The organism is Brotaphodocola sp. (assembly GCF_983179755.1).
This window is the reverse complement of record NZ_CFAHBC010000005.1, coordinates 20,968-47,567: the sequence shown is the minus strand read 5'-3', so window position 1 is coordinate 47,567 and position 26,600 is coordinate 20,968. Positions and strand designations below refer to the sequence as shown.

The following is a 26,600-nucleotide window of genomic DNA, read 5'->3' as shown; positions in this document are numbered from 1 at the left end:
GATCAAATTTTGATCGAGGATTTTTCTGTAAAAATTAGAAAACTTTCTATCTACTAATCTGAATTATACAGGAAACCCCTTACAGCGTCAAGCAAACACAATTTTTACGTCTGCCTTACGAAGTTACGGGGGACTTACGAATTATTACGAAAGTATTACATCGCTTGACCTTGGAATCGTTCCAAGGTGTACAGTGAGTTTATCACAGAGAACAAGTGATAGCAAACAATAAAAAGTAGAAAGAGAGAAAAAAGTCGCGATTAGCGTATGGAAATGGAAGGGAGAATATAGACATGAAATTAAAAAATAAAAAGAAAATCTTGATTCCGCTGGCAGTAGCAACGATGACGATTGGAGCTTCGATGACTTCATTTGCGGCTTATAGCTGGCAGAATGCAGATGGAACCTGGCATTACTATGATTCAGATGGCAATCTGGCGACGGAGTCCTGGAAGAAATCCGGCAACAACTGGTATTGGCTCGATGAGAACGGCGATATGGCGACCGACACACTGGTTGAGGTGGATGATGAGCACTATTACGTCGATGAGAACGGTGTGCAGGTGAAGAACCAGTGGAGAGAGCTTGACAATGACGATGACAGCGAGGACGCTTCTGATACCGCATGGTATTATTTTGGACCGAATGGAAAGGCGTACAAGGCAGGCGATTCCGGAAAAACGACGTTTAAGAGCATTGTGACGGCGAGCGGTGCGACAAAGAAGTATGCGTTTGATGATCAGGGAAGAATGCTCTACGGCTGGGTCAACGAGTCCTCGGAGCGTCAGACGGGAGATGACGCGTGGAAAGAGGGTGTCTACTATCTCGGAGATGCCGGTGATGGTGCGCTCAGAGATAACCAGTGGGCGAAGATTGATGTTGTCGATGACGAGCAGGAGGATGATGATTTCCAGGATTATTACTGGTTCTACTTTAAGAGCAACGGTAAGAAGACTGTGGACACGACGAAGAAAATCAATGGAAAGAAGTACCGCTTCACAGAGAACGGAAATGCGATCTTCAACTGGTATGCAACCCCGTCTGAGGCGACTCCGGCATCGGCAAGCAACATGTTTTACAGTCAGCCGTCGGATAGCTGGCTGAGCATTGGCTGGTTCTACACCGTTCCGGGTGAGAATGTGGATTCAGAAGCGCACGATGCCGATGAGGCACACTGGTTCTATGCCGATAAAGACGGAGATCTGACGGTAAGCCAGATCAAAAAGATCAATGGCTACTATTATGGATTTGACGAGCATGGAGAGATGCTTGACGGTTTGTACAAGCTGAGTGTGGATGGAAGAACGATTGTTTCCTACGAGGAGATTGAGAGTGAGAGCGATCTTCCGGAAGCAGATGAAGCCTGGGATGTCTACTACTTTGGAGGAAGCTCCAAGGAGGGAGCACTGAAGACGGGAACCGCTTCGATTACCCTAGATGGAGAGACTTACAAATACAGCTTTAAGAAGTCCGGTGATGAGAGAGGAAAGGGCATTGATGGATTCGATGACGGCTATCTCTACATCAAGGGTCAGCTCCAGAAGGCAGATTCGGATGAGAAGCTCAAAGTTGTGACTTACGAGGATGAGGATTACCTTGTAAATACTTCCGGTAAGATTCAGAAGAGCAAGAAGAATATCAAGGATGCCGACGATTACTATTACTGCACAGACAGCAACGGTGTAGTGACCTACAAGGACAGCGAAAAGTGGAAGGCAGATGCTGATAAGTAAGAGTGATCAGATCATATCGCTTAGATAAATTTTTTAGACAATGGCAATCGATGCTTGGAGAAATTTGGCACATCATCGATATAAGTTTTGCACAACCATCCTTTTAAAATGTAACAAAATTAAAATTCCTATCACATAAAACAAAAAAAACAGGTTTTCGGCGGAAAAAATTCTGCTGGAAGCCTGTTTTTTTGCATCTGATTCTGTATTTGAGGGTCATTTATAAAAAAAATATAAAATATTTTTCAAAAAAGTTGTTGACGGCTAACATTAGTTAGCGTATACTAATTAGACGAAAGAGTTATCTGGTGCTAACGTAGTAGTAATAAAACACGTAGAACAAGATACATAGGAGAGGAGAAGAGAAATGCCACTGACAATGATGCAGACCGGCGAAGTACATAAGATTCGCAAGGTCGGTGGAAGCGATGACACGAAGAGATTTCTTTCTAATCTCGGATTTGTCGTTGGAGCAGAAGTAACTGTCGTATCCGCAATCGGAGGCAACATGATTGTAAATATCAAAGATTCAAGAGTTGCCATTAATCAGGATATGGCGCGCCACATTATGATGGAGATGTAATCGAGTTAATCAGTCATCCGTCATAGGGAATGGAAAAGCGTTGTATTATAAAGATGAGTTTTCAGGAAAGGAGATAATCACGATGACTTTAGGTGATGCAGCAGTAGGCAGTACCGTAATCGTTGCGAAAATTACCGGTGATGCCGCTTACAAACGCCGTATTATGGATATGGGTATCACAAAAGGAAGCGAGCTTTATATCAGAAAAGTAGCTCCTCTGGGAGATCCTGTTGAGATTACTGTAAGAGGCTATGAGCTTTCAGTAAGAAAAAATGATGCTCAGTGCGTAGAAGTAAAGGCGAAATAAAAACTGAGCGATTCATTCAAAAGAAAAGCACAGGAACGAGCGCAATGCTCATGGAGGGAAAGAAATGGCAATTAAAATCGCACTCGCGGGCAACCCGAACTGTGGTAAGACAACCCTGTTCAATGCTCTGACCGGTGCCAACCAGTATGTTGGTAACTGGCCGGGTGTTACCGTTGAGAAAAAAGAAGGTAAACTGAAGAAGGGCAAACATGACGATGTTATCGTTACAGACCTTCCGGGTATCTATTCCATGTCTCCGTACACACTGGAGGAGGTAGTAACCCGTGACTATGTTCTGAAAGATGATCCGGATGTAATCGTTGATCTGGTTGATGCAACCAACATCGAGAGAAACCTGTATCTGACCACCCAGTTGATCGAGACTGGTGTTCCGGTTGTAATCGCTCTGAACATGACCGATCTTCTCGCAAAGAGAGGAATCAAGATTGATGTAGAGCGTCTGTCCATGCTCTTAAACTGCCCGATCGTAGAGATCTCTGCTCTGAAGCAGACCGGTCTTGATAAGCTGATCGACGAGGCAGTGAAGACCGCAAAGAAGAAGGAAGTAGATCTTCCGAAGGAGATCTTCTCCAAGGAATTAGAGAGTGCAGTTGACAAGGTTGAGGCTGTTCTTCCGGAGTCTATCACTGATGACAAGAAGAGATGGTACGCAATCAAGTTCCTTGAGAACGATGAGAAGATCGTTGCATCTGTAAAGCTGTCCGATTCCGGAAAGAAAGTTGTAGATGAGACGAGAACTGCTTTTGAGAAAGAGCATGACGATGATATGGAGAGTATCGTAACCGACGGACGTTACAGCTTCATCCAGAAGATCGTTTCTTCCAGTGTGAAGAAGGGCAAGGAGAAGATGACGACCTCCGATAAGATCGACCAGATCGTTACGAACCGTATCCTCGGTATCCCGATCTTCGTTGCTGTTATGTTCGTTGTTTACTACATATCCGTTTCCACAGTCGGAACCCTGGTTACTGACTGGACGAACGATACCTTTGTCGGTGCTATTCAGGAAATCGCAACTGGATTCCTTGAGAATGCCGGCGCCGGCGACCTTGTAGTCAGCCTTGTTGTTGACGGTATCATCGGCGGACTTGGAGCAGTACTTGGATTCATGCCTCAGATGGCAATCCTCTTCCTCTTCCTGTCCATCCTTGAGGACTGTGGATACATGGTTCGTATCGCATTCGTTATGGACCGCGTATTCCGTCACTTCGGACTGTCCGGTAAGAGCTTCATCCCGTTACTGATTTCCTCCGGATGTGGTATCCCGGGAATCATGGCATCTAAGACGATCGAGCAGGATAATGACCGTCGTCTGACAATTATGACTGCAACCTTTGTTCCGTGTGGTGCAAAGCTCCCGGTTATCGCTCTGATGGGCGGTGTTATGGCTGGTTATGTAACTGGCTGGGATGTTGCAGGTCTGATGACCCCGATCATGTACTTCGTGGGTATCATCGCAGTTTTAGTTGCAGCAATCATGTTAAAGAAGACCAAGCCGTTCTCCGGTAAGCCGGCTCCGTTCGTAATGGAGCTCCCGCAGTACCACATTCCGTCTGCAAGAACCGTACTGCTTCACGTTTGGGAGAGACTGAAAGGCTTCATGATCAAGGCAGGTACCATCCTGTTCCTGGCTTGCGTAGTAATGTGGATTCTGAGTACCTTCGGTGTTCAGGATGGCGCATTCGGAATGGTTGAGGATTCCGCTGACAGCCTGATGGCTATCGTTGGCGGTGCAATCGCTCCGTTGTTTGCTCCTCTTGGTTGGGGCGAGTGGCAGCCGGTTGCAGCAGCAATCTCCGGCTTCAGTGCAAAAGAGGGTATCGTTTCCACGATGGGAGTACTTGCAAATGTTGCTGGTGATGTTGAGGATGCAGATACCGTTGCAACCGGTGTTGGCATGTGGTTCCCGACTGCAATCAGCGGTTTCAGCTTCCTGCTGTTCAACCTGCTTGATTCCCCGTGTCTGGCAGCAATCTCCACGATGGCTCAGCAGATGCAGGATCGCAAGTGGTTCTGGTTTGCAATTCTGTTCCAGAACATCTTTGCTTACGCAGTAACTCTGGTTGTATATCAGCTTGGCAGTGTTCTGTGTGGCGGTGCATTTGGTATTGGTACGATCGCAGCACTCATTGTTCTGGCATTCATGCTGTTCATGCTGTTCCGTCCGGACCCGTACAAGGATCAGAAGACTTACTCCAAGAGATCTGTACAGTCTGCATCATAATAACAGGTAGAAAAATAGGATTTTTGCTCGTGACTGTGAAGGTACTGAACAGTTATGAAAACGATTTTTTAAGTGGGAGCTGGGTGCAGAAATGTGCCCGGCTTCTCTGCACAAAAAAAGGAGGCGCATCAAAATGGCTGATATTCTTGTGATGGCAGTTGTACTTGCTTACTGTGGTCTGGTCATTTACTGGAAGAAGACGGGCGCACTCGGTGACAGCTGTGGCGGTAGCTGTGGAAGCGGTGGCTGTTCCGGCTGTGGCGGTAGCTGTTCTTCGTGCGGAGGAGCCTGCCATTCGCACGCTCCAAAGAAATTCCATAAATAAAGGATAGGGATCGAAAATGGGAAATTCAACAGGTTCCATGTTTTATATGGTACTCATCTTCATTGTGCTCTATGTGGCAGGTGTTGCAATTTATGGCGGATTTAAGGCGTTCCAGAAATGGAGAGAGCAGATCCGTGACCGCAAATTCCGGAGTGAAGAACAGGGCAGATCACAGAAGTAGAGGTACTGTACACAGGCAGGAATTTTCTGAATAGGAAATTTCGTAAGATACAGTAATGATAATAAAGATAAAAACAGTATAGTAGTATAGAGGCAGAAAAATGGCAAATGCAATTATCATTGTGGTTCTGCTTGTGATTGCAATTTTTGCAGTGAGAGGAACCATGAAACATATGAGAGGCGAGAGTTCCTGTTGTGGAGGTGGCTCCGCAGAGCTTCCGGCAGAGGAGAAGAAGTTAGAAAATCCGGTGATCGGAAAGATGACGGTTCATATCAAGGGAATGTCCTGCCAGCACTGTGTAAATCGTGTGACGGAGGTGATCAACAAGATTGACGGAGCTTCCGCAAAAGTCAATCTCAGGCACGGAGAGGCGATTGTTTCTTATGATCGAAAGATCGATTCCGCAGATGTGAAGGCCCGCGTGGAGAGAGCCGGTTATGAAGTGACTTCGATTGAGGAGTAATGTCCTTTTTTTATTTCATAGGATTGGGGTGCAAAGCGCCAGTGGCGCTTATTATGCACCGACCGCAGTGGAACAAAGATGCGCACTCGGCGCAGGAGCAGATGGTTGCCGAAGCACATTCTTAAAAAAACCTTTCTAAAAAAACAACAACAGACAGTTCCAAAGATCGATCTGTATGGCAGGTGGTGTGAGTGTGCCGTGGAGAGATCAGAGGAGCTGTCTGTTTTTGTTTCACTTCTGGGCTACGGGGAGATAGAGCTGGAGCTCGTAGAAAATCTGCTCCTCATGCTCGCTTTTTCCGATGAAGGTGCAGTAAAGCTCAGGACCAGGAGTCAGTCCCTGGGCTTTTGCGGTGTCGAGGAGGGCGCGCACCTGTTCTTCCGGTGGAAGGCGTTTCCTGGAGTTTGAGAAGGCGCAGAGGCAGGGGAAGGATTCGATGAGAGGAGTCGAAGTCTCGGAGAACGGATATTCAACGAAATCGCGGAATTCCTTCTTTAAGATCATCAGACTCTTCTGATAGTGGAGATTGATTTCATCGCCATCCCGGTTCCAGGCGTAAGAGTCAAAGACGTACATCATGTCAAGCCCCGGATAGCGGGAGGCGAGGCGAAACCACTGTGTGATCCCCTCCGAGAAGCCTGTTTCCGGGAGAATGACATAGGAGGCAGGAAAGTCCTTGGCGATGATCTCTTCGCTGTGACGGTGGATCAGTTCGTAGTCTTCAAGACTCATTTGAAGGCGGGCAATTGCGCGCTGGTGTTCGCGGATTTCTTCTTTCTCTCTTGCAAGCTGTTCTCTCATCCGACAGATCTTTGACTGATCGGAGGAGAATTCCTGAAATCCGAGAGCAATCTTATCAAGTCCCAGTCCCATCTTTCGCTGATAGAGGATGGAGATCAGTCGTCCGAGGTCTTCCTCTGTGTAGTAGCGATAGCCGTTGTCTTCTTTCTTTGAGGGGAGAAGCCCTCGTTTTTCATAGTATCGCAGGCTGTCCCGGCTCATTCCGATAATCTCCGCGACATCCCCGATGCGATATTTTGTCTGTGGCAAGTCTGTTATATTTTCGATATTCATAACAAGTCCTCTCTTGTGAAAAAACGAATTCTTTTTGATGGAATAAAAATGAAAGATTCTGTAAAACATATATCAGGAAATCAGAAGAAAATCAATACGGGTAAGAAAACGTTAAGAAAGAGTAAGAATAAGAAGATATAAGAAGTAAGAAGATACTCTCTAACGATTAGATTTTCTCAGTTGAGAAAATGTGGCGGATAAGAGTGTTGACGCACGAGTTAGCTTATGCTAACATATATCCATCCGAACAGGAGAGAAAAACCAAACGGAGAAGAAATGAACAGGAGGAACCGATATGCCGGTTGAGACGATGCTTTCTTTTTTAAATAACTGTACGCCGGAAGCAAAATTGGGCTTTCAGGTTGTGACGCAGTGTGCACCGGTTTTAAAGGGAGTCAAGATGTCAAATCTGATTTCTGTGAAGCAGGGAAGCTGGTTGAAGATCCGTGCATATCTCAAGAAGAGCAGAATTGTCTGCGTGCCTTTGTACTCGGATGGAGTGAAGGAAGTCCTGTTTTTATATCGCTTTGACCGTCTGCGGACTCATCTGTGTCAGGAGAAAATACGAAAGTTCTTATATCGATATGGATATACCTGTTTTGACGTCGGCTCGGTGTTAAAGAGACTGAGAGAGAGATACCGGCTGTACGCACAGGCAAGGGGAGAGTTCCCACATGAGTTAGGAGTTCTTCTCGAGTATCCGCTTGAGGATGTGGAGGGATTTATTGAGAATGCCGGTCAGAACAGTCTGGCATCGAGATACTGGAAAGTCTACCACAACCCACAGGAGGCGGAGAGAACCTTCCGTGTCTACGACGAGGCAAAGGAGCAGGCCATGCAGGAGATCATGAATGGCTATGCGCTCGGTCAGGTTGCAGTTTCTTAAATTATAAATAAAAGAATCAAAAAAGGAGAGAACAGAAATGAAGGATGTTTATGTAGTATACTGGAGCAGTACCGGAAATACCCAGGCAATGGCAGAGGCAGTTGGCGCAGGCGCAGAGTCCGCTGGAGCAACCGCTCATGTTGTTGAGGTAGCAAGCGCAGATGCAAGCGCACTGAAGGATGTACCGGCATTTGCTCTCGGCGCATCTGCAATGGGTGCTGAGGAGCTGGATTCCGAGATGGATGATTTCGTAACTCAGGTAGAGGCATTTGCAAGCGGAAAGACGATCGCTCTGTTCGGCTCCTATGACTGGGGTGACGGCGAGTGGATTCGCACCTGGACCAGCCGTATGGAAGAGGCAGGTGCTAAGGTAATCGGCGGAGAGGATTGCATTGCAAATCTGACTCCGGATGATGAGGCTCTTGACAAGTGCAAGGCAATCGGTGCTGAGCTTGCAAACCTGTAATCAATCATAAAACAAGTATAAGACAGTAGTTTGTCTGTGCAGACAGTCCGGGGAAAAGTCCGTGAAAACGGAGGAAGACCGGAGCAGTTTGCAAAAGATTGGAAATGAAGAATCGAGCGGTCAGATTTTTCTGCGGGAATACGCAGGATGAGTCTGCCCGCTCTTTTTTAGGCTTTTTATGAAGAAAAATGTGCAGCTGTACTTTTGAAAAAAATGGGAAAAAATGAAAAAAATCAGCTTGACTTTTCAAAAGAGTTAGCGTATGATAACTATGAAAATGATAATCAGTCTCAAATAAGACTGAGAAACGTTGATAAAGAGGAAACAATTAGAAGCGTTATCTAAAAGTAAAACGTATTTTCGCAAATACACGAATATTTACAAAAAGGGAGAAGAAGGAGGTAAAACATGTCTGTCGAGACTAAGAAAGGATTTATTATACAGGAATTAAAGAAGAACGGGTGTAGAATTACCAGTCAGAGACAACTGCTGATTGATATCATTCTTCAGGATGAATGTAGCTGCTGCAAGGAAATTTATTATCGCGCAGCAAAGCATGATCCGACGATCGGAATGGCAACGGTTTACCGCCTGGTGAAGACACTTGAGGAGGCAGGACTGATTCAGCGCAAGAACATGTATCGAATTGACTGTACCAATGCAGTGGCAACCGCATAGAGGTTTTCGGAAGATTAAGAATGATTAAGAATGGGAGAATCGTTGCTGGATGTGGGTAAGAATTTTCAAGAAAAGAAAATTTGATAGAGTGCAGGAATGAGAAACCATATAGGGATGAAAAAAAGAAACGGAATTTCTGAGGGAACGGAGATTCCGTTTTTCTTTTTCTTTCATTACACCACTAGACGGAACGGGAAAATTCGTATATGATAGTAGCTAGTATGATGCGGGAGGGATTTGAATGCACGAATCAGGAGAAAATTATCTGGAAACAATACTGATCTTGAAAGAGCGAAAGGGGACGGTTCGCTCGATAGATATTGCGCGTGAGCTGAATTTCAGTAAGCCGAGTGTCAGCCGTGCAATGGGAATACTCAGAGAAGATGGATTTATTGAGATGGAGCCGTCAGGTGGGATCATACTGACACCGGAAGGTCTCGCAAAGGCGGAAGCTGTTTATGGTCGTCATCGTCTTCTGACTGCATTTTTGCAGGAGGTGACCGGGGTTCCGAAGGAGCAGGCGGAGGCAAATGCATGTCGAATGGAACACATTCTTGATCAGGATGTTGTCGACGGAATCAACCGCTATATGATTGAGCGAGAAGAGAAGGAAAAGAAGAATCCTTAAGAATTTAATTTCCTGAACGGTAATCACAAAACAGAATCTGTAAAATCCGAAATGAGACGGAAACTTGACTTTCCGTCCATTTTGTGAGAAAATAATCATTTGGAAAGAAGGCAGAATCATGACAAAGATTGATATTATCTCCGGTTTCCTTGGAGCCGGAAAAACAACATTTATTAAAAAACTTTTAAAAGAGGCAATTGCTGGTGAGCAGGTTGTTCTGATTGAGAATGAGTTTGGTGAGATCGGAATCGACGGCGGATTCCTGAAGGATTCCGGTATTGAGATCCGTGAGATGAACTCCGGATGCATCTGCTGTTCTCTGGTAGGTGACTTCGGAAAATCTCTCGAGGAAGTTCTGACGAAGTATCAGCCGGATCGCGTGATCATTGAACCGTCAGGTGTAGGCAAGCTGTCTGACGTCATGAACGCAGTTCGTGACGTTGCCAAGAATCTGGAAGTGAAGCTGAACAGCGCCGTTACGATTGTAGATGCTTGCAAGTGCAAGATGTACATGAAGAACTTCGGTGAGTTCTTCAACAACCAGGTTGAGAATGCCGGAACGATCGTTCTGAGCCGTACCGATGTTGCAGATGCAAAGAAGGTAGAGGCAGATGTAAAGATGCTTCGTGAGCAGAACCCGAACGCGACGATCGTGACAACCCCGGTAGAACAGCTCGGCGGTGCACAGCTTCTGGAACTGATCGAGAAGCCGGATACGATGATGGAAGAGCTGATGGCACAGGCAAAGGCTCAGTTTGAGGAGCATCATCACCATCATCACGATGATGACGACGAGTGCGGATGTGGATGCGGACATGATCATCATGACCATCACGACCATCACGACCATGACCATGATCATGACGATCACGATCATGAGGAGCATGAGCATCATCACCATCATCACGATGATGACGACGAGTGCGGATGTGGATGCGGACATGACCATCACGACCACGACCATGATCATGATGACCACGATCATGAGGAGCATGAGCATCATCATCATCACGACCATGATGGCGAGTGCGGATGCGGACATGATCATCACCATCATCATGCAGATGAGGTCTTCACAAGCTGGGGCATGGAGACCACGATTCCTTGTACAAAGGCAGATCTGGAGGCAATTCTTGATGAGCTTGCTTACGGAAATGGCTACGGCGATGTTCTGCGTGCAAAGGGTATGCTTCCGAACAGTGAGAAGCAGGGCGAGTGGTTCTACTTTGATCTGGTACCGGAGGAGTATGAGATCCGTACCGGAGCACCGGATTACACTGGAAAAGTGTGCGTAATTGGTGCAAAGCTGAAGGAAGACGAGCTGAACAAGGCATTTAAGAAAAATTAAAACAGGAGTAATCAATGGGACCGACGATTGACGATGGCATTATGCCAGTATTTCTGATTAACGGATTTCTGGAAGCCGGAAAAACCGAATTTCTCTCTTTTACGATGGAGCAGGACTATTTTCAGGCAGAGGGCAAGACTCTTCTGATTGTCTGCGAGGAGGGAGAAAATGAGTACGATGAGGAACTGCTGAAGAAGACCCGGACTTCCGTTGTCTATGTGGACAGTCTTGAGGAGATGAATCCGGAGCGTTTGACCGAACTGGAACTTCTCTACAATCCGGAGCGTGTTCTGATCGAGTGGAACGGTATGTGGAATCAGGATGATTTAAAACTGCCGAATGACTGGAATCTCTATCAGCAGATCACGATCGTAGATATGACGACCTTCGATCTCTATGCGAAGAATATGAAGTCTCTTCTGGCTGCAATGGTACGCAATTCTGAGCTGATCATTTGCAACCGCTGTGACGGTATTGAGGATCTTGACCGCTATAAGCGTCTGCTCAAGTCGATGAACACGAAGTGCGAGATTGTCTTTGAGGATGAGAACGGTGAGATCAATGAGATCTCCGAGGAAGATCTTCCTTACGATGTCAATGCACCGGTGATCGAGATCAAGCCGGAGGACTACGGAATTTGGTACATCGATTGTATGGATAAGCCGGATCGCTATGTGGGCAAGGTTGTGGAGTTTACCGGAATGGTACTGAAATCCCCGAATTTCCCGAAGAACTATTTTGTTCCGGGACGTATGGCGATGACCTGCTGTGCAGAGGATATGACGTTCCTCGGCTATATCTGCAAGGCGAAAGAGGCAAAGAATCTGGAGACGAAGCAGTGGGTGAAGGTTCGCGCGAGAGTGGAGCTGGAATTCTGGCAGGATTACGACGGCAAGGGACCGGTGCTCTATGCAGAGTCCGTTGAGCTGGCACAGCCGATCAAGGATGTTGTACAGTTCGGCTAAACCTAAAGAAACGTGCCGGTAAGCGCGTGAGAAATGCATAAATAAAAATACCACGTTTGATGAATGAGATCAGACGTGGTATTTTTGTGTAATAGAACGAATTTGGTTGATTTGTTATTCGATCGTGGTTCCGGCGTGTCCGCTGATGCTGTCCTGAGCGTGCTCCATCGAGGTAATGATCGCATTACGACCCTTTCCAGCCTTGATGAAGGAGAGAGCAGCCTCTACCTTCGGAAGCATGGAAGCGCTCTCGAACTGACCCTGGCGGATGTATTCCTCAGCCTCAGCGACAGTCATGCGCTCGATCGGCTTTGCATCCGAGGTGCCGTAGTTGAGCATGACGTTGTCAACGGTGGTGACGAGCATCAGTACATCGGCGTCGACTTCCTTTGCGAGAAGTCCACTTGTCAGATCTTTCTCGATGACAGCACTTGCGCCCTTTAAGTTGGAACCCTGCTCAAGAACCGGGATACCGCCACCGCCACAGGAGATGACGATCTGGTCTGCGTCGAGCAGAGCGCGGATAGCATCGATCTCTACGATCGCAACCGGCTTCGGGGAGGAGACGATTCTCTGGAATCCCTTTTCCGGAACCTCGGTCACATAGTTGCCCTTAGCCTCCTCGGCATCGGCTTCCTCTCTTGTCATGTAACGACCGATCTTCTTAATCGGGTTATAGAAAGACTCATCATAAGGATCTACCATAACCTGAGTCAGGATCGTGGAAACTGGTTTGTAGATTCCACGTCTGAGCAGTTCGGAGCGGATTCCGCTCTGTAAATCGTATCCGATATAACCCTGGCTCATAGCAGAGCAGACAGACATCGGAGCCGGTGTATATCCCTCATTTACGTGATTCTTGCACAGTTCATTCATTGCGGTATGAATCATGCCAACCTGCGGAGCGTTGCTGTGTACGATCGCAACCTGCCAGCCATTCTGAATAAAATCTGCGATTACCCGAGCGGTCGGGCCTACTGCTGCCTTCTGCTCAGGAAGATTCGTTCCCAGTGCGTTGTGGCCAAGGGCCATGACGATTCTTTTCTTTGCCATATGCATACCTCTTTCTGCGGAGATCCGGCGTCTTCTGCGGAATATGAAATATTATTAATGAATTTTATGGATGAAACATCTTGCCGGCGTAAATTATAAGAATATTATAGTGTTTCTACTGGAAAAAAGCAACCAATTTGTGTTATACTGACCGCAGTGTTACTGTACACAGGCAGAAATTTTCTGACTGGAAAATTTCGTATGATACCGTGGAGAAAAACACAAAGAAACAAATGGGAGGATTTGATGTGGAGGGGATGCGCCGTTTTCTGAGCCTGGCATGGAAAATGTTTGGATCACTTTTGCTGTATGAAATGGCTGTATGGCTGGTGATGGAGGGCTGGAACCTGGCAACCGGAGCAGAGCCGACCGCGCGTGATGTCCTTCCTCTAACCGCTCTGGCGGGAGGAATCACTGCAATCGGAGTTGGGTTTTGGTACAGAAAAATCGAACAAAGAGAGCAGACGAAGCAAATAGAGCAAGCAGGGCAGACAGAGCGAGTTCCAAGCAGTGGAATGAAAATTGGGATGAAAAGGCAGAATGTGATCTGGCTTCTGCTTGCGGGTTTTGGAATCTGTCTGTGTCTGAATCACCTTTTGCTCCTCCTTCCGATTCCGAAGGCGGGATACCAGGCGACATCAGAACTTTTGTATCAGCCTGTGATTGGGATGCAGGTGATCTGTACCGGAATTGTGATTCCGTTTACAGAGGAGCTTATTTTTCGGGGAATGGCATATAGAAGCCTTCGCCGGGAACTGCCGTTTGCGGGAGCGGCAGTGATTTCAGCCGTATATTTTGGGCTGTTTCATGGAAATCTGATTCAGGGAATCTATGCCTGTCTGATGGGAGTTTTTCTTGCAGGAGCATATGAACTGGGCGGGTTGAGAGATGCCTGGATTTTTCACGGAACAGCGAATCTGACGGCGATTTTTTTGACAATGCTTGATCTTGATCGGAGAATTTCTTCAGGATTTGGGATGGCAGTCACTGCGGTAGTCGGAGGAATTCTGACGGCAATCGCATTTTATCAGATGGGGAAGGACAGGAGAACTGAGATTCCCCATGAAAGATGAAAGGAATTTAAATTATGAAATTATTATCCATAGCAATTCCATGCTACAATTCGGAGGCATATATGCGTCACTGTATCGATACCCTGCTTCCGGGAGGAGATGAAGTCGAGATTCTGATTGTGGACGACGGTTCTACAAAGGACCACACGGCACAGATTGCGGATGAGTATGAGGCAAGGTACCCGGGAATCTGCCGGGCAATCCATCAGGAAAACGGTGGCCACGGAGAGGCCGTCAATGCGGGACTTCGCGCTGCAACCGGTATTTATTTCAAGGTTGTGGACAGCGATGACTGGGTCAATGAGGAGGCATATGCACAGGTGCTTCAGACACTCCGCGAGTTTGTTATGGGAAAACAGACCCTTGACATGCTGATCACCAACTTTGTCTATGAAAAGCAGGGGGCAAAGCACAAGCGCGTGATGCAGTACAAGACGGCACTTCCGAAGCGTCAGCTCTGCGGATGGAACGATGTGAAGGTCTTCATGCTGGGACAGTATATTCTGATGCATTCGGTGATTTACCGCACGGAGATGCTCAGAGAGTGCGGTCTGGAGCTTCCGAAGCACACGTTCTATGTGGATAACCTCTTTGTGTTCCAGCCACTTCCGTATGTGAAGACGTTCTATTACCTGGATGTGAACTTCTACCGCTATTTCATCGGAAGATCCGATCAGTCGGTCAATGAGCAGGTTATGATCGGACGAATCGATCAGCAGATTCGTGTGACCCGTCTGATGCTTGACAGCTATGAGAAGGCAAAGATCACGAGCTTCAAACTGCGTCATTATATGGTGCGCTATCTCGAGATCATGATGACGATCTGCTCGATTCTTGCGATCAAGTCCGGAAGCGATGAGAACATGGAGAAGAAGAAACAGCTGTGGCAGGATTTAAGAAAGACCGATCTTCCGCTGTTTATGCGCCTGCGCTGGGGATTCCTTGGACAGAGCATGAATCTGCCGGGAAAGAGCGGACGCACGGTGTCGATCGCCGGATACAAGATCAGCCAGAAGTTCTTTGGATTTAATTAATTTATTAAAAAAGTTGTGTAAAAAGTCTTGACAATTAGCACAATGATTGTTATACTATGGAAGCAGTCTTGAGTGAGACACTTAAGACTGCAATATGGGGTCTTAGCTCAGCTGGGAGAGCATCTGCCTTACAAGCAGAGGGTCATAGGTTCGAGCCCTATAGGCCCCATACTTTTTCTTTTATATGGCGGAATAGCTCAGTTGGCTAGAGCATACGGTTCATACCCGTAGTGTCGAGAGTTCGAATCTCCCTTCCGCTATGATTTGGGAAGCACTTGCAAAATGGCAGGTGCTTTTTTCGTTTCTTAACTTTTTAGAAACTACCTTGTACAGGGAAAATGGTTGTGATATAATCCGAGAAAGTTAAGTTTGTAAAGTTTAAAAGATAAAGAAAAGATATGGAAAGAGTTTGTCAGGAAGTTGTGATGGGACAGGAAGGGAGGCCATCATGTTTGATTGGGGAAAGAAATCCAGAAAGGCAAAACAAGTGAAAATGTTTTTGAAAAATCTGGTAAAAAAATATGGGCATGTCTGGGTAATGGGATATATCCTGATTTATCTGCCGTGGTTTTATTATCTGGAGAGAACGGTATCCGGAGATTATATCGTGACTCATGCGGGTCTGGATGATCTCATTCCATTTAATGAGTACTTTATTGTGCCGTATCTGCTCTGGTTTTTGTATGTGTCGGGAGCGGTCCTGTTTTTCTTTTTCACGAGCAGGGAAGAATATTATCGGATCTGCACGTTTCTGTTTGGAGGAATGACGATCAGCCTGCTGATCTGCACCTTTTTCCCGAACGGAACGGATGTGAGAGTGGCGGTAGATCCCAACAAGAATATTTTCTGCTGGCTTGTGCAGAAGATTCATGAGGCAGATACACCGACGAATGTATTTCCGAGTATTCATGCCTACAACTCGCTGGGGGTTCATTTTGCGGTGTGCAACAGCCGGGTGCTCAAGGGAAAGAAGTGGGTTCGCAGAGGTTCTCTCGTGCTCATGGTTTCGATCTGTATGGCGACAGTATTTTTAAAACAGCATTCGGTGATTGACGTTCTCGGAGCATTTATTTTGGGATATGTCCTGTATCCGTTTGTCTACGGTTCCGTTTACGCAGAAAACAAATCCGAGCGCCAGAAAGTCATTGGATAATAAAAGTCAGATAATAAAAATGTGTGAGAGGGGAGTCTCTGAGGAATCGGAGGCTCCCCTGTTCAATTCATAGAAATTTTCTTAGGAGTTTTCTGATTTTTATGATATACTAAAGGATAGTAATTACTGGGAGGTTTTCATGTACTATTTTATCGTAAATCCGAAAGCCCGCAGAGGCATCGGACAAAAGGTATGGAATAGGCTGGAACAGGAGATCCAAAAGTACGGAATTGACTATGAAGTGTACATCACGAAACAACCGGGAGACGCTAGAACATTTACACAACAGTTGACAGAAGAGAGCCGGGAACCGCACACGATCATTGCCGTCGGCGGGGACGGAACATTCAATGAAATTTTAAATGGACTTTCTTTTTGCAGTGGAGTTACTTTAGGATATATTCCTGCCGGAACGGGAAACGATCTGGCGAGAAGCCTTCGCTTCCCGAAAAGTCCGGAGCGCTGTTTGAAAAAAATTTTAAATCCAAAATATCACAGCTACATGGATTATGGAATCCTTTCTTACGGGGAGAATGAACCGGAGTATCGAAGATTTCTGATCAGCAGTGGAATCGGTCTGGATGCGGCGATTTGCCACAAAAGACTTGAATTTATGAAGCACAGTGGAATTTCGCTTTTGCGACCGGGACGGCTGGGATATTTTCTGATTGCATTGATTGAACTGATTCGGGTCAAACCGACACGCGGATATATTGTGCTTGACGGGGCGAGAAGAATTGAGTTTAATCATATCTGTACGATCTCGGCGCATATTCATCCGTTTGATTGCGGAGGAGTGCGGGTTGCGCCAAAGGCATCTTACAACGACGGTTTCCTTGAAGTGCGTGTCGTGCACAATGCCCACCGAAGAGATCTGTTTAGCGCGCTCTTAGATGCGATGTTTGGCTGGAAGGGCAAGCGCCGTGGTGTGCGTCATTATCAGTGCCGGGAACTTTTGATTCATGTGGATCGTCCGCTCCCGGTTCATACGGATGGAGAAAGCTGCCTGTTCCAGACGGATCTTCATCTTCGATGTGTGGAGAAAAAGCTTCGGATGATCATATAAGAGCTGATCATATGAGAAATGATTCAAGTCGACGCTCGCAAAGACTTGGATTTGGCGAGAAGAGTCTTTGGGTCAGAATAAGGGGAATGGCGAGACGAACGAGAACGATAGTGATAGTAAGGAGAGAAGAAAGAAAATGCGAATTGGACAGGGATATGATGTGCACAGACTGGTAGAGGGACGCAAATTGATTCTTGGAGGAGTGACGATTCCGTATGAGAAGGGACTTCTCGGTCACTCGGATGCAGATGTTCTGGTGCACGCAGTGATGGATGCGCTTCTCGGCGCAGGAGCACTCGGGGATATCGGACAGCATTTTCCGGATACCGATCCGGCATATGAAGGAATTTCAAGTATTGAACTTCTGAAAAAGGTCGGAGAGCTGCTTGAGGAGAACGGATATGTGATTGAGAACATCGATGCGACGATCATTGCACAACGTCCGAAGCTGGCTTCGTATCGCCCGCAGATGGCAGAGAACATCGCAAAGGCACTTCACATTGAGGTGAGTCAGGTCAGCGTCAAGGCGACGACCGAGGAGGGACTTGGATTCACCGGAACGGGTGAGGGCATTTCCTCTCAGGCGATTGCACTGCTTGCAAAGGGCAGGGAGCTGGCTGTCGATGACCGGGAACAGGGGCGTGCCTGTAGCTGTCCGGGATGTCAGGGGTAAGAGCACCCAGGATCAGAATACCAGAGATCAGAATATCAAAGATCAGGAAGTTGTTCGGTCGCGTGCAGGACCGAACTGAGACGGGAAAGGAAGGTTTCTGTTCAGGCTCGGAGATTTGGGCTCAGGGAAGTTTTTGAGAAGAATGAATGAAACCTTCTGTGTGGTACAGGAACAGAAAAATTGAGTGAGGAGAAAAATATGAAAATTTATAACACCTTATCAAAGAGAAAAGAAGAATTTGTGCCGATCGAGCCGGGAAAGGTAAGAATGTATGTGTGCGGACCGACTGTATACAATTTCATTCACATTGGAAATGCACGTCCGATGATTGTGTTTGATACCGTTCGCAGATATTTTGAGTATAAGGGATACGAGGTCAACTACGTTTCCAACTTTACCGACGTCGATGATAAGATCATCAAGAAGGCAAACGAGGAGGGTGTTGACGCAGAGACGATTTCCACCCGCTATATCGCAGAGTGCAAGAAGGATATGGCAGATATGAACGTGAAGCCGGCGACGACTCATCCGCAGGCGACGAAGGAGATCCCAGGAATGCTTGATATGATCGGCACGCTGATTGAGAAGGGACATGCCTATGTCGCAAAGGACGGAACCGTTTACTTCCGCACCCGTTCTTTTAAGAATTACGGAGAGCTCTCCCACAAGAATCTCGATGAGATGCAGTCAGGTCTTCGTGAGCTGAAGGTTACCGGTGAGGAGAACAAGGAGGATTCCTCCGATTTTGTGCTCTGGAAACCGAAAAAGGACGGAGAGCCGTACTGGGATTCCGCATGGTGCAAGGGTCGTCCGGGCTGGCATATTGAGTGCTCTGTCATGGCAAAGCGTTACCTCGGCGATCAGATCGATATCCATGCCGGCGGCGAGGACCTTGTGTTCCCGCATCATGAGAACGAGATCGCACAGTCTGAGTGTGCAAACGGCGTAAAGTTTGCAAATTACTGGATGCACAATGCATTTTTAAACATTGACAACAAGAAGATGTCCAAGTCTCTCGGCAACTTCTTCACCGTTCGCGAGATCGGCGAGAAATATGATCTTCAGGTGCTTCGTTTCTTCATGCTGAGTGCGCATTACCGCAGTCCGCTGAACTTCAGCGCCGATCTGATGGAGTCCGCAAAAAATGGTCTTGAGCGTATCCTGACCGCAGTAGAGCGCGTCAAGGAGTTGGCAGGAAAGGCAGAGGGAGCCGATCTGAGCGAGGAGGAGAAGGCTTTTGAGCAGAATGTAAATGAGCTTGTCGGCAAGTTTGAGTCCGCAATGGATGATGATTTCAACACTGCAGATGCGATTTCCGCTCTGTTTGAGCTGGTAAAACTTGCAAATACGACTGTGACGGAAAACAGCTCCAAGGCTTATGCAGAGCTTGTGAAGACAGAGCTTGAGAAACTCTGCGAGGTTCTCGGAATTGTGACTGAGCGTCATCATGAGGCACTCGATGAGGAGATCGAGAAGATGATCGCTGACCGTCAGCAGGCAAGAAAGGATCGCAACTTCGCACTGGCAGATGAGATTCGCCAGAAACTGCTCGACATGGGCATCATCCTTGAAGATACCAGAGAGGGTGTAAAATGGAAGAGAGCGTAAAGAAAGAAACTCAAACGGCAGAAAAGGAAAACCGGACGGCAGAGAAAATGGTACAGAGTCCGACTGTGCAGGAGAAGAACGTGATGGGGCAGAACGCAGTGGCTCAGATGGAGATGGAGCAGACCGCTCTTGAACAGCAGGTTCAGGCAAATCTCACAGAGATGCTTGCACTTCCGAAAATGGATGTGCGGACATATTCTCCGCTTGTTCTCGCCTACATCGGGGACGCGGTCTATGAGATTCTTGTCCGTACCCGCGTTGTCAGCCACGGAAGTATGCAGGTCAACAAGATGCACAAGAAGAGTGCAAGCCTCGTGAAGGCAGAGACGCAGGCAAATCTTGCGAAACTTCTGATGGATGATCTGACACCCGAGGAGTCTGCGGTTTATCGCCGTGGACGAAATGCGCGCTCTGCGACGATGGCAAAGCATGCGACGATGATTGACTATCGGATGGCGACCGGATTTGAGGCTTTGATGGGATATTTATACCTGATGGGGCGCTATGACCGCGTGCTCAAACTGGTGCACGACGGATTTGAGAAAATAGGAGAAATTGAATGAGATACGAGGAATTTACAATAGAGGGCAGAAATGCAGTTCTGGAGGCATTTCGTGCCGGAAGACCGATTGACAAGCTGTTTGTCCAGGATGGTTGTAAGGACGGTCCGGTGCAGACGATTGTGCGAGAGGCGAGAAAACACGACACTGTGATCCAGTTTGTTGCAAGAGAGCGTCTCGATCAGATGTCCGATACTGGAAAGCATCAGGGTGTGATCGCCTATGCGGCAGCCTATGAGTATGCGGAGGTTGAGGATATTTTGAAACTTGCAGAGGAGAAGGGCGAACCGCCGTTTATCTTCCTGCTTGACGGAATCGAAGATCCGCACAACCTCGGAGCAATCATCCGTACCGCAAACCTTGCCGGAGCACACGGAGTCATCATTCCGAAGCACCGCGCAAGCGGTCTGACGGCGACGGTTGCCCGCACCTCAGCAGGAGCTCTCAACTACACGCCGGTTGCCCGCGTGACAAACCTGGCAAACACGATCGAGGATCTGAAAAAGCGCGGTCTGTGGTTTGTCTGCGCTGATATGGGCGGTGAGCTGATGTACAAGCTGAACCTCAAAGGGCCGATCGGTCTTGTGATCGGAAACGAGGGAAATGGGGTCGGTAAACTTGTCCGTGAGAAATGCGATATGATTGCGTCGATCCCGATGAAGGGCGATATCGATTCTCTGAATGCATCTGTCGCAGCGGGTGTGCTTGCCTACGAGATTGTGCGCCAGAGAATGAATTAATAAATGAGTCAAACTGGCGCATGGACAGCAAACAGACAGTCAAACTGGCGCATGAATCAATCATAAATGCGTACACTATTCTCATGTAAGAAAAAGCAAACGAATGCAAAACGGGACAGGAATTTAAAACCGGTAAATGGAACTGGGAAATTCGTGTTTTCGGGGACAGGAGGACGGCATGAGAATAGACAATCGAAAAGTGGGATTGATTGGAACCGGAATGGTGGGAATGAGTTATGCATACAGCATGCTGAATCAGAATGCCTGCGAGGAGCTGGTTCTGATTGATCTGGATAAAAAACGCGCAGAAGGCGAGGCGATGGATTTGAACCATGGTCTCGCCTTTTCCGGTTCTCATATGAAGATCTATGCGGGAGAGTATGAGGACTGTGCGGACGCAGACATTGTGGCGATCTGTGCGGGCGTCGCCCAGAAGCCCGGAGAGACGCGCCTCGATCTCTTAAAGCGCAACCGCGAGGTCTTTCGCTCGATCATTGAGCCGGTAACGGCTTCTGGATTTAGTGGAATTTTTCTTGTCGCAACAAATCCGGTCGATGTGATGACACGCGTGACCTGTGACCTCTCCGGGTTTCCGCCGGAGCGCGTGATTGGAACAGGAACTGCGCTTGATACGGCGCGCCTTCGATATATGCTCGGAGAAACGCTTCGCGTCGATCCCCGCAACATCCACGCCTATGTGATCGGGGAGCACGGGGACAGTGAGTTTGTGCCGTGGAGTCAGGCGATGTTTGCAACGCGCTCGATCGAGGAGATTGTCGCAGGCGACGAGAGTCCGATTCGGATGGAAGATCTTGAGCGGATCTCTGAGGAGGTCAGGGAGTCCGCATACCGGATCATCGAGGCGAAGCGAGCGACGTATTACGGCATCGGCATGGCGATGACAAGGATCACGCGTGCACTGTTTGGAAATGAGAACAGTGTGCTCACGGTATCTGCTCTCTTAAACGGCGAGTACGGGCAGCGGGGAGTCTTCGCCGGAGTCCCGTGTATCTTAAATCAGAATGGTGTGAGACGGGTGCTTGAGCTTGATCTGACAGACACAGAGCGGGAGAAGCTCGCAGAGTCGTGTGAGATTCTCAGAGAGAGCTACCGGGGACTGGAGTGAGGAAACTTAACTCTCGAGAGTGATCGTCTGAAGTGAGTAGTCCGACCAGGTGTTTCCGATCAGATACGTTGTATAATTTCGTCCAGAGCGGATTGTCTGCGGGAAGGAGAGTACCGGTTGCCCCCCGATTACAGCTTCGTTTTCGGAGACTCCGATGATCAGCATTGGGAGTTCCTGCATGAAGGTGTAGGACGAGGTGGCAGAGACGAAGAGCAGATAAGTGCCTGCCATCGCCTGCTTATAGGCGGAGATATTCTGGAACGCGATTCTGCGGAAAACCGCATCTCCGTTTTCAGTCAGCAGATCGAAGCGGGAACCACTGTAAGACATATTTGCGAAGCGAAAACATCCGTAGCCGGATGGAAGATTCTGACAGCCGTTGTCACTTGCCTGCACGAGGCTTAAGCCACCGGATGAGGAATCGGTGAGAATGACCGTATTTTTCTGACCCGCGGAGAATGGAAGGTTCTGTTGAAGCAGAATCGAGCGAATTCCCGTGGCACGGCGCACGGTGATTGTGTGGAACCCGTCTCTGATCCACTCGTAATTGGTGTTGTTTCCAAAGCGTGAGCGATCCGCATAGATATTTCCGTCGATGTAGATCGTGACAGGAAACGTGTTTGTGGACGCATTCAGGAAGCGCACCTGACAGTAGGAGCTTGAGAGATTCGAGGGGGGAAAGGAAAACGGTGGCGTTGTCGGGCGAAGTCCGAAGTTTGGCAGAATGATCCCGATATTTCCGGTGTTATTTCCTCCGTCTCCGGGATAGGCAGGACCGACCTCAAATTTATCCGGAAGAGGAGTCGTCAGATCGTAATCGTAATAGGCAGTTTCTGGTGAGGAAAAGGAAACTTTGGATGATCCGTTTCCCATAGATTCATTTGAGGAAGTGTTTGGCGAAGTCGGAGTCATCTCCGAAAATTGGTCGGAAGAAGAGACTCCCTCCGGAATTTCATTGTAGTGGGTATCGTTTTCAGCCATAAAAAAGCCTCGCTGTTTTTTACTTTACAGTATGAGTGGCAAGGCAGGTGGGTGAACAGAAAATTTTTTAAAACAACAAAAAAACCCTTGATTTACAAGGGCTTCTCACTTAAAGCTGCTGACGGGAATCGGACCCGTGACCTCCGCACTACCAATGCGACGCTCTACCGACTGAGCCACAGCAGCATTTTCAATTTTGATTCAGTGGCTTGCTGAACCTTGGATATATTATCATACTCTCAGAGGTTTGTCAAGCAAAAAAAAGATCTTTTCTTAATTCAAAAAATGTGATATGCTAATGGCTAATAATGGAGAGTTTTCGGAGGTCGATTTATGGAGAATGAGAAGACGGCAGTTACGCCGGAAGAGAAAGAAGTAGTTTCCAAGAATTTTATTGAGCAGGAGATCGAGAAAGATTTAGCGGAGGGCGTTTACGATCATGTCCAGACCCGTTTCCCGCCGGAGCCGAACGGCTATCTGCATATCGGACATGCAAAGTCGATTCTGCTGAACTATGGACTGGCAAAGCAGTACGGTGGAAAGTTCAACCTGCGTTTTGATGATACCAACCCGACGAAGGAGAAGACGGAATTCGTAGATTCCATCATGGCAGACGTAAAGTGGCTCGGTGCAGATTTTGAGGACAGACTGTTCTTTGCATCGAATTACTTCCAGAAGATGTACGAGTGTGCCGTTCTCCTGATCAAGAAGGGAAAGGCTTTCGTCTGTGATCTGTCTGCGGATCAGATTCGTGAGTACCGCGGTGACTTTACGACACCGGGTAAGGAGAGCCCGTACCGCAACCGTAGCGTTGAGGAAAACCTGCGCCTGTTCGAGGAGATGAAGGAAGGCAAGTACAAGGACGGAGAGAAAGTTCTGCGTGCGAAGATCGATATGTCATCTCCGAACATCAACATGAGAGATCCGGTTATCTACCGTGTCGCCCATATGCATCATCACAACACCGGCGATGCATGGTGCATCTATCCAATGTACGATTTCGCTCATCCGATCGAGGATGCGATTGAGCACATCACCCATTCGATCTGTACACTGGAGTTCGAGGATCATCGCCCGCTGTACGACTGGGTTGTCCGCGAGTGTGAGTTTGAGAACCCACCGCGCCAGATTGAGTTTGCAAAGCTGTATCTGACGAATGTTGTAACCGGAAAGCGTTACATCAAGAAGCTCGTTGAGGACAAGATCGTGGATGGCTGGGATGACCCGCGTCTGGTTTCGATTGCAGCTCTGCGCCGTCGTGGTTACACACCGGAGTCCATCAAGATGTTCGTTGAGATGGTCGGCGTTTCCAAGGCAAACAGCTCTGTTGACTCTGCAATGCTTGAGTATTGTATTCGTGAGGACTTAAAGCTCAAGAGATCCCGTATGATGGCGATCCTTGATCCGGTGAAGCTGGTGATCGACAACTATCCGGAAGGTCAGACTGAGATGATGGAGGTTCCGAACAACCTCGAGAATCCGGAGCTTGGATCGAGAATGGTTCCGTTTGGAAGAGAGCTTTACATTGAGCGTGAGGACTTCATGGAGGAGCCACCGCGCAAATACTTCCGTCTGTTCCCGGGCAATGAGGTGCGTCTGATGAGCGCATACTTTGTGACCTGTACCGGATTTGAGAAGGATGAGAACGGCAATGTCACCGTGATCCATGCAACCTATGATCCGGAGACAAGAAGCGGTTCCGGTTTCAATGCGCGCAAGGTTAAGGGAACGATCCACTGGGTTTGCGCAGAGACCGCAAAGAAGGTAGAGTGCCGTCTGTATGAGAACATCGTTGACGAGGAGAAGGGCAAGCTGAACGAGGATGGTTCTCTGAATCTGAATCCGAACTCCCTGACGATCCTCAAGGACTGCTATGTGGAGCCGGCTCTTGCTGAGGCAAAGCCGTATGAGAGCTTCCAGTTTGTCCGCAACGGATATTTCTGTGCAGACTGCAAGGACAGCAATCCGGGTCAGCCGGTATTTAACCGAATCGTATCCTTGAAGAGCTCCTTTAAGATTCAGAAATAAGAGTTAAAAATAAGAGTTTACGGGGGACAGGCGTATCTTGCGTCTGTCCTCTTTCTGACTGATGGAAAAGAAAACGATCACAGGAAAAAGAATGGTAAGAATGACAAGAACGATAAGAATGATATAAGAAAAAAGTGTCAGAGGAAAGAGAATGGGAGGAGGACGAACATGGATCTTCTGATTCCGCTGGATTCCCAGCTGAAAAAACCGCTCTATGAACAGATTTATGCACACATCCGCAGGGAGATTCGAGAAGGAAATCTTCGTATGGGAGAGCGCCTTCCGTCGACACGGACGCTTGCGACGCATCTGAAAGTCAGCCGTAGCACAACGCAGATGGCATACGATCAGCTTCTTGCGGAAGGATATATTGAAGCGCGCCCGTATCGGGGCATCTATGTTGCACAGATGGAGGAGCTTGTCGAGGTTGAGACACCGGTCTGCGTCGAGGAGGGGACGGATGGATTTCTGGAGGCAAGGGAGAGCAAAGAGGAGGAAAATCTGGTCAATTTTTCTCCGAGAGGAATCGATCTGGAAAGTTTTCCGTATAACGTTTGGAGAAAACTCTCCCGCAACACGCTTGTGAATGACAACCGTGAGATGTTCCTCTCCGGCGATCATCAGGGCGAAAATGGTCTGCGCGAGGCGATTCGCTCATATCTGCACTCTGCGCGAGGCGTGAACTGTCGGGCGGAGCAGATCATCATCGGTGCCGGAAGTGAGTATCTGCTGATTCTGCTCTCACAGATTCTCGGAAAAAACCGGACGATCGCGATGGAGAATCCCACTTACAAGCAGGCATATCGCGTTCTTCACAGCCTGGATTATCCAGTCTGTCCGGTGGATATGGACGGATTTGGGATGATTCCCGAGCTTTTGGAGCAAAGCAGGGCAGATGTCGCCTATGTCATGCCGTCCCACCAGTTTCCGACAGGTGCAGTCATGTCAGTCGGTCGCAGACAGGAGATGCTTCGCTGGGCTCTTGCGGGGAAGGATCGCTATCTGATTGAGGACGATTACGACAGTGAGTTTCGTTATCGCGGAAAACCGATTCCTGCGCTTCAGGGAATGGATCGTGCAGGCAGAGTGATTTATATCGGAACGTTCTCAAAGTGCATTGCACCGGCGATTCGAGTCAGCTATCTCGTGCTTCCGGAACAGCTCTTAAAGAAATACAAATCGCAGACGGGATTCTATGCGTCCACAGTATCGCGGATTGATCAGAATATCTTGTACCAGTTTTTGTCACAGGGATATTTTGAGCGTCATTTGAATCGAATGCGTGCGATTTACCGTGCAAAGCATGATGCGATGCTCACGGCACTCAGACCGCTTGAGAAGGAATTTGAGATTCATGGAGAGTATGCCGGGATTCACATTCTGCTGACAAGCAGAAGCGGAAGATCAGAGGAAGATCTGATTCGGCGAGCAGAGAATGCCCGCGTGAAAGTGTATGGACTCAGCGGATATTTCATTTATCCGAAGCACAACCATCGACCGGCGACGATTGTGCTCGGATATGCCAGTCTCAACTTAGAGGAGATCGAGACAGGTGTAAAGACTCTGATCGAATGCTGGAAATCTTAAGAATTCTTATTTTTATCTTCTTATGAGGTAGGATGT

Annotated in this window: 27 protein-coding genes and 3 tRNA genes; 26 read left to right on the top strand and 4 right to left on the bottom strand. The window is 47.9% G+C overall.

The features are described from left to right. Positions 1–293 precede the first annotated feature (293 nt). The 7 genes from AC4EVX_RS03485 to AC4EVX_RS03455 all read left to right on the top strand — a co-directional run bounded on the left by AC4EVX_RS03485 (position 294) and on the right by AC4EVX_RS03455 (position 5,837). Positions 294–1,733: a cell wall-binding protein gene (locus AC4EVX_RS03485; RefSeq protein ID WP_177978016.1), complete on the top strand. Its 1,440-nt coding sequence runs from the start codon at positions 294–296 to the stop codon at positions 1,731–1,733. Positions 1,734–2,100: 367 nt separating this feature from the next. Further along, on the top strand, positions 2,101–2,316 hold the full coding sequence (locus AC4EVX_RS03480) for a FeoA family protein (protein ID WP_177978015.1): 216 nt from the start codon (positions 2,101–2,103) through the stop codon (positions 2,314–2,316). Between the two features lie 82 nt (positions 2,317–2,398). After that, the gene (locus AC4EVX_RS03475) at positions 2,399–2,623 is read left to right on the top strand and encodes a FeoA family protein (RefSeq protein WP_177978014.1); all 225 of its coding nucleotides are present in this window, start codon (positions 2,399–2,401) and stop codon (positions 2,621–2,623) included. Between the two features lie 64 nt (positions 2,624–2,687). Next, the gene (feoB, locus tag AC4EVX_RS03470) at positions 2,688–4,868 is read left to right on the top strand and encodes a ferrous iron transport protein B (protein WP_177978013.1); all 2,181 of its coding nucleotides are present in this window, start codon (positions 2,688–2,690) and stop codon (positions 4,866–4,868) included. A gap of 133 nt (positions 4,869–5,001) precedes the next feature. Continuing rightward, positions 5,002–5,193, top strand: coding sequence for a hypothetical protein (locus AC4EVX_RS03465; protein ID WP_177978012.1), 192 nt, complete (start codon positions 5,002–5,004; stop codon positions 5,191–5,193). Between the two features lie 16 nt (positions 5,194–5,209). Next, a complete protein-coding gene (locus AC4EVX_RS03460) occupies positions 5,210–5,374 on the top strand; it encodes a hypothetical protein (RefSeq protein ID WP_177977994.1) in 165 nt (54 codons plus the stop codon). 100 nt (positions 5,375–5,474) lie between these two features. Continuing rightward, positions 5,475–5,837: a cation transporter gene (locus tag AC4EVX_RS03455; RefSeq protein WP_177978011.1), complete on the top strand. Its 363-nt coding sequence runs from the start codon at positions 5,475–5,477 to the stop codon at positions 5,835–5,837. A gap of 231 nt (positions 5,838–6,068) precedes the next feature. Here AC4EVX_RS03455 and AC4EVX_RS03450 read toward each other — a convergent pair whose 3' ends face one another. Further along, a complete protein-coding gene (locus AC4EVX_RS03450; RefSeq protein ID WP_490159565.1) occupies positions 6,069–6,911 on the bottom strand; it encodes a MerR family transcriptional regulator in 843 nt (280 codons plus the stop codon). A gap of 295 nt (positions 6,912–7,206) precedes the next feature. Between AC4EVX_RS03450 and AC4EVX_RS03445 the strand changes: the two genes are divergently transcribed. From AC4EVX_RS03445 to AC4EVX_RS03420, 6 genes are all read left to right on the top strand, one after another. Further along, entirely contained in the window at positions 7,207–7,797 is a 591-nt protein-coding gene (locus AC4EVX_RS03445) for a DUF3793 family protein (RefSeq protein WP_177978009.1), read from the top strand. Positions 7,798–7,834: 37 nt separating this feature from the next. Beyond that, entirely contained in the window at positions 7,835–8,263 is a 429-nt protein-coding gene (locus AC4EVX_RS03440) for a flavodoxin (RefSeq protein WP_490159564.1), read from the top strand. Between the two features lie 408 nt (positions 8,264–8,671). After that, entirely contained in the window at positions 8,672–8,941 is a 270-nt protein-coding gene (locus AC4EVX_RS03435) for a transcriptional repressor (protein WP_308451125.1), read from the top strand. Between the two features lie 241 nt (positions 8,942–9,182). Beyond that, positions 9,183–9,569, top strand: a complete 387-nt coding sequence (locus AC4EVX_RS03430; RefSeq protein WP_177978006.1) for a metal-dependent transcriptional regulator — start codon at positions 9,183–9,185, stop codon at positions 9,567–9,569. Between the two features lie 118 nt (positions 9,570–9,687). Continuing rightward, positions 9,688–10,917, top strand: a complete 1,230-nt coding sequence (locus tag AC4EVX_RS03425) for a CobW family GTP-binding protein (RefSeq protein ID WP_490159563.1) — start codon at positions 9,688–9,690, stop codon at positions 10,915–10,917. Between the two features lie 14 nt (positions 10,918–10,931). After that, positions 10,932–11,882: a TIGR03943 family putative permease subunit gene (locus tag AC4EVX_RS03420; RefSeq protein WP_490159562.1), complete on the top strand. Its 951-nt coding sequence runs from the start codon at positions 10,932–10,934 to the stop codon at positions 11,880–11,882. A 114-nt stretch (positions 11,883–11,996) separates the two neighbouring features. On the opposite strand, the gene arcC is transcribed toward AC4EVX_RS03420, so the two are convergent. Continuing rightward, a complete protein-coding gene (gene arcC / locus AC4EVX_RS03415) occupies positions 11,997–12,935 on the bottom strand; it encodes a carbamate kinase (protein WP_490159561.1) in 939 nt (312 codons plus the stop codon). Between the two features lie 233 nt (positions 12,936–13,168). On the opposite strand from arcC, the gene AC4EVX_RS03410 reads away from it, so the two are divergent. The 11 genes from AC4EVX_RS03410 (at position 13,169) to AC4EVX_RS03360 (ending at position 21,968) form a co-directional block, all read left to right on the top strand. Then, complete coding sequence (locus tag AC4EVX_RS03410; protein WP_490159560.1) at positions 13,169–14,008, top strand: CPBP family intramembrane glutamic endopeptidase; 840 nt, start codon at positions 13,169–13,171, stop codon at positions 14,006–14,008. A gap of 14 nt (positions 14,009–14,022) precedes the next feature. Further along, the gene (locus AC4EVX_RS03405) at positions 14,023–15,042 is read left to right on the top strand and encodes a glycosyltransferase family 2 protein (RefSeq protein WP_177978001.1); all 1,020 of its coding nucleotides are present in this window, start codon (positions 14,023–14,025) and stop codon (positions 15,040–15,042) included. A 96-nt stretch (positions 15,043–15,138) separates the two neighbouring features. Beyond that, a tRNA-Val gene (locus tag AC4EVX_RS03400) sits at positions 15,139–15,211 on the top strand. A gap of 17 nt (positions 15,212–15,228) precedes the next feature. Beyond that, a tRNA-Met gene (locus AC4EVX_RS03395) sits at positions 15,229–15,302 on the top strand. A gap of 239 nt (positions 15,303–15,541) precedes the next feature. Then, positions 15,542–16,195, top strand: a complete 654-nt coding sequence (locus tag AC4EVX_RS03390; RefSeq protein WP_177978024.1) for a phosphatase PAP2 family protein — start codon at positions 15,542–15,544, stop codon at positions 16,193–16,195. A 139-nt stretch (positions 16,196–16,334) separates the two neighbouring features. Continuing rightward, positions 16,335–17,261 carry a YegS/Rv2252/BmrU family lipid kinase gene (locus AC4EVX_RS03385; protein ID WP_177978000.1) on the top strand — a complete coding sequence of 309 codons (927 nt, stop codon included), beginning with the start codon at positions 16,335–16,337 and terminating at the stop codon, positions 17,259–17,261. 136 nt (positions 17,262–17,397) lie between these two features. After that, positions 17,398–17,934: a 2-C-methyl-D-erythritol 2,4-cyclodiphosphate synthase gene (gene ispF, locus AC4EVX_RS03380; protein ID WP_177977999.1), complete on the top strand. Its 537-nt coding sequence runs from the start codon at positions 17,398–17,400 to the stop codon at positions 17,932–17,934. Positions 17,935–18,132: 198 nt separating this feature from the next. Further along, complete coding sequence (cysS, locus tag AC4EVX_RS03375; RefSeq protein ID WP_177977998.1) at positions 18,133–19,542, top strand: cysteine--tRNA ligase; 1,410 nt, start codon at positions 18,133–18,135, stop codon at positions 19,540–19,542. 113 nt (positions 19,543–19,655) lie between these two features. After that, on the top strand, positions 19,656–20,105 hold the full coding sequence (locus tag AC4EVX_RS03370; RefSeq protein ID WP_177978023.1) for a Mini-ribonuclease 3: 450 nt from the start codon (positions 19,656–19,658) through the stop codon (positions 20,103–20,105). Continuing rightward, on the top strand, positions 20,102–20,842 hold the full coding sequence (rlmB, locus tag AC4EVX_RS03365; protein WP_177977997.1) for a 23S rRNA (guanosine(2251)-2'-O)-methyltransferase RlmB: 741 nt from the start codon (positions 20,102–20,104) through the stop codon (positions 20,840–20,842). Before AC4EVX_RS03370 ends, rlmB begins: the two co-directional genes overlap by 4 nt. A gap of 178 nt (positions 20,843–21,020) precedes the next feature. Continuing rightward, positions 21,021–21,968, top strand: a complete 948-nt coding sequence (locus tag AC4EVX_RS03360) for an L-lactate dehydrogenase (protein ID WP_177977996.1) — start codon at positions 21,021–21,023, stop codon at positions 21,966–21,968. A 6-nt stretch (positions 21,969–21,974) separates the two neighbouring features. On the opposite strand, the gene AC4EVX_RS03355 is transcribed toward AC4EVX_RS03360, so the two are convergent. Both AC4EVX_RS03355 and AC4EVX_RS03350 read right to left on the bottom strand, forming a co-directional pair. Beyond that, the gene (locus tag AC4EVX_RS03355; protein WP_177977995.1) at positions 21,975–22,949 is read right to left on the bottom strand and encodes a DUF4397 domain-containing protein; all 975 of its coding nucleotides are present in this window, start codon (positions 22,947–22,949) and stop codon (positions 21,975–21,977) included. A 113-nt stretch (positions 22,950–23,062) separates the two neighbouring features. Next, a tRNA-Thr gene (locus AC4EVX_RS03350) sits at positions 23,063–23,135 on the bottom strand. 147 nt (positions 23,136–23,282) lie between these two features. On the opposite strand from AC4EVX_RS03350, the gene AC4EVX_RS03345 reads away from it, so the two are divergent. Further along, positions 23,283–24,977, top strand: a complete 1,695-nt coding sequence (locus AC4EVX_RS03345; protein WP_490159559.1) for a glutamine--tRNA ligase/YqeY domain fusion protein — start codon at positions 23,283–23,285, stop codon at positions 24,975–24,977. Between the two features lie 168 nt (positions 24,978–25,145). Further along, positions 25,146–26,564: a MocR-like pyridoxine biosynthesis transcription factor PdxR gene (gene pdxR, locus AC4EVX_RS03340; RefSeq protein ID WP_490159558.1), complete on the top strand. Its 1,419-nt coding sequence runs from the start codon at positions 25,146–25,148 to the stop codon at positions 26,562–26,564. Positions 26,565–26,600 lie beyond the last annotated feature (36 nt).

Excerpts from the sequence above, each read along its gene's own strand:
- AC4EVX_RS03485 (WP_177978016.1), top strand. The coding sequence starts at position 294 with ATGAAATTAAAAAATAAAAAGAAAATCTTGATTCCGCTGGCAGTAGCA.
- AC4EVX_RS03480 (WP_177978015.1), top strand. The coding sequence starts at position 2,101 with ATGCCACTGACAATGATGCAGACCGGCGAAGTACATAAGATTCGCAAG.
- AC4EVX_RS03475 (WP_177978014.1), top strand. The coding sequence starts at position 2,399 with ATGACTTTAGGTGATGCAGCAGTAGGCAGTACCGTAATCGTTGCGAAA.
- feoB (WP_177978013.1), top strand. The coding sequence starts at position 2,688 with ATGGCAATTAAAATCGCACTCGCGGGCAACCCGAACTGTGGTAAGACA.
- AC4EVX_RS03465 (WP_177978012.1), top strand. The coding sequence starts at position 5,002 with ATGGCTGATATTCTTGTGATGGCAGTTGTACTTGCTTACTGTGGTCTG.
- AC4EVX_RS03460 (WP_177977994.1), top strand. The coding sequence starts at position 5,210 with ATGGGAAATTCAACAGGTTCCATGTTTTATATGGTACTCATCTTCATT.
- AC4EVX_RS03455 (WP_177978011.1), top strand. The coding sequence starts at position 5,475 with ATGGCAAATGCAATTATCATTGTGGTTCTGCTTGTGATTGCAATTTTT.
- AC4EVX_RS03450 (WP_490159565.1), bottom strand. The coding sequence starts at position 6,911 with ATGAATATCGAAAATATAACAGACTTGCCACAGACAAAATATCGCATC.
- AC4EVX_RS03445 (WP_177978009.1), top strand. The coding sequence starts at position 7,207 with ATGCCGGTTGAGACGATGCTTTCTTTTTTAAATAACTGTACGCCGGAA.
- AC4EVX_RS03440 (WP_490159564.1), top strand. The coding sequence starts at position 7,835 with ATGAAGGATGTTTATGTAGTATACTGGAGCAGTACCGGAAATACCCAG.
- AC4EVX_RS03435 (WP_308451125.1), top strand. The coding sequence starts at position 8,672 with ATGTCTGTCGAGACTAAGAAAGGATTTATTATACAGGAATTAAAGAAG.
- AC4EVX_RS03430 (WP_177978006.1), top strand. The coding sequence starts at position 9,183 with ATGCACGAATCAGGAGAAAATTATCTGGAAACAATACTGATCTTGAAA.
- AC4EVX_RS03425 (WP_490159563.1), top strand. The coding sequence starts at position 9,688 with ATGACAAAGATTGATATTATCTCCGGTTTCCTTGGAGCCGGAAAAACA.
- AC4EVX_RS03420 (WP_490159562.1), top strand. The coding sequence starts at position 10,932 with ATGGGACCGACGATTGACGATGGCATTATGCCAGTATTTCTGATTAAC.
- arcC (WP_490159561.1), bottom strand. The coding sequence starts at position 12,935 with ATGGCAAAGAAAAGAATCGTCATGGCCCTTGGCCACAACGCACTGGGA.
- AC4EVX_RS03410 (WP_490159560.1), top strand. The coding sequence starts at position 13,169 with ATGGGAGGATTTGATGTGGAGGGGATGCGCCGTTTTCTGAGCCTGGCA.
- AC4EVX_RS03405 (WP_177978001.1), top strand. The coding sequence starts at position 14,023 with ATGAAATTATTATCCATAGCAATTCCATGCTACAATTCGGAGGCATAT.
- AC4EVX_RS03385 (WP_177978000.1), top strand. The coding sequence starts at position 16,335 with ATGTACTATTTTATCGTAAATCCGAAAGCCCGCAGAGGCATCGGACAA.
- ispF (WP_177977999.1), top strand. The coding sequence starts at position 17,398 with ATGCGAATTGGACAGGGATATGATGTGCACAGACTGGTAGAGGGACGC.
- cysS (WP_177977998.1), top strand. The coding sequence starts at position 18,133 with ATGAAAATTTATAACACCTTATCAAAGAGAAAAGAAGAATTTGTGCCG.
- AC4EVX_RS03370 (WP_177978023.1), top strand. The coding sequence starts at position 19,656 with ATGGAGCAGACCGCTCTTGAACAGCAGGTTCAGGCAAATCTCACAGAG.
- rlmB (WP_177977997.1), top strand. The coding sequence starts at position 20,102 with ATGAGATACGAGGAATTTACAATAGAGGGCAGAAATGCAGTTCTGGAG.
- AC4EVX_RS03360 (WP_177977996.1), top strand. The coding sequence starts at position 21,021 with ATGAGAATAGACAATCGAAAAGTGGGATTGATTGGAACCGGAATGGTG.
- AC4EVX_RS03355 (WP_177977995.1), bottom strand. The coding sequence starts at position 22,949 with ATGGCTGAAAACGATACCCACTACAATGAAATTCCGGAGGGAGTCTCT.
- AC4EVX_RS03345 (WP_490159559.1), top strand. The coding sequence starts at position 23,283 with ATGGAGAATGAGAAGACGGCAGTTACGCCGGAAGAGAAAGAAGTAGTT.
- pdxR (WP_490159558.1), top strand. The coding sequence starts at position 25,146 with ATGGATCTTCTGATTCCGCTGGATTCCCAGCTGAAAAAACCGCTCTAT.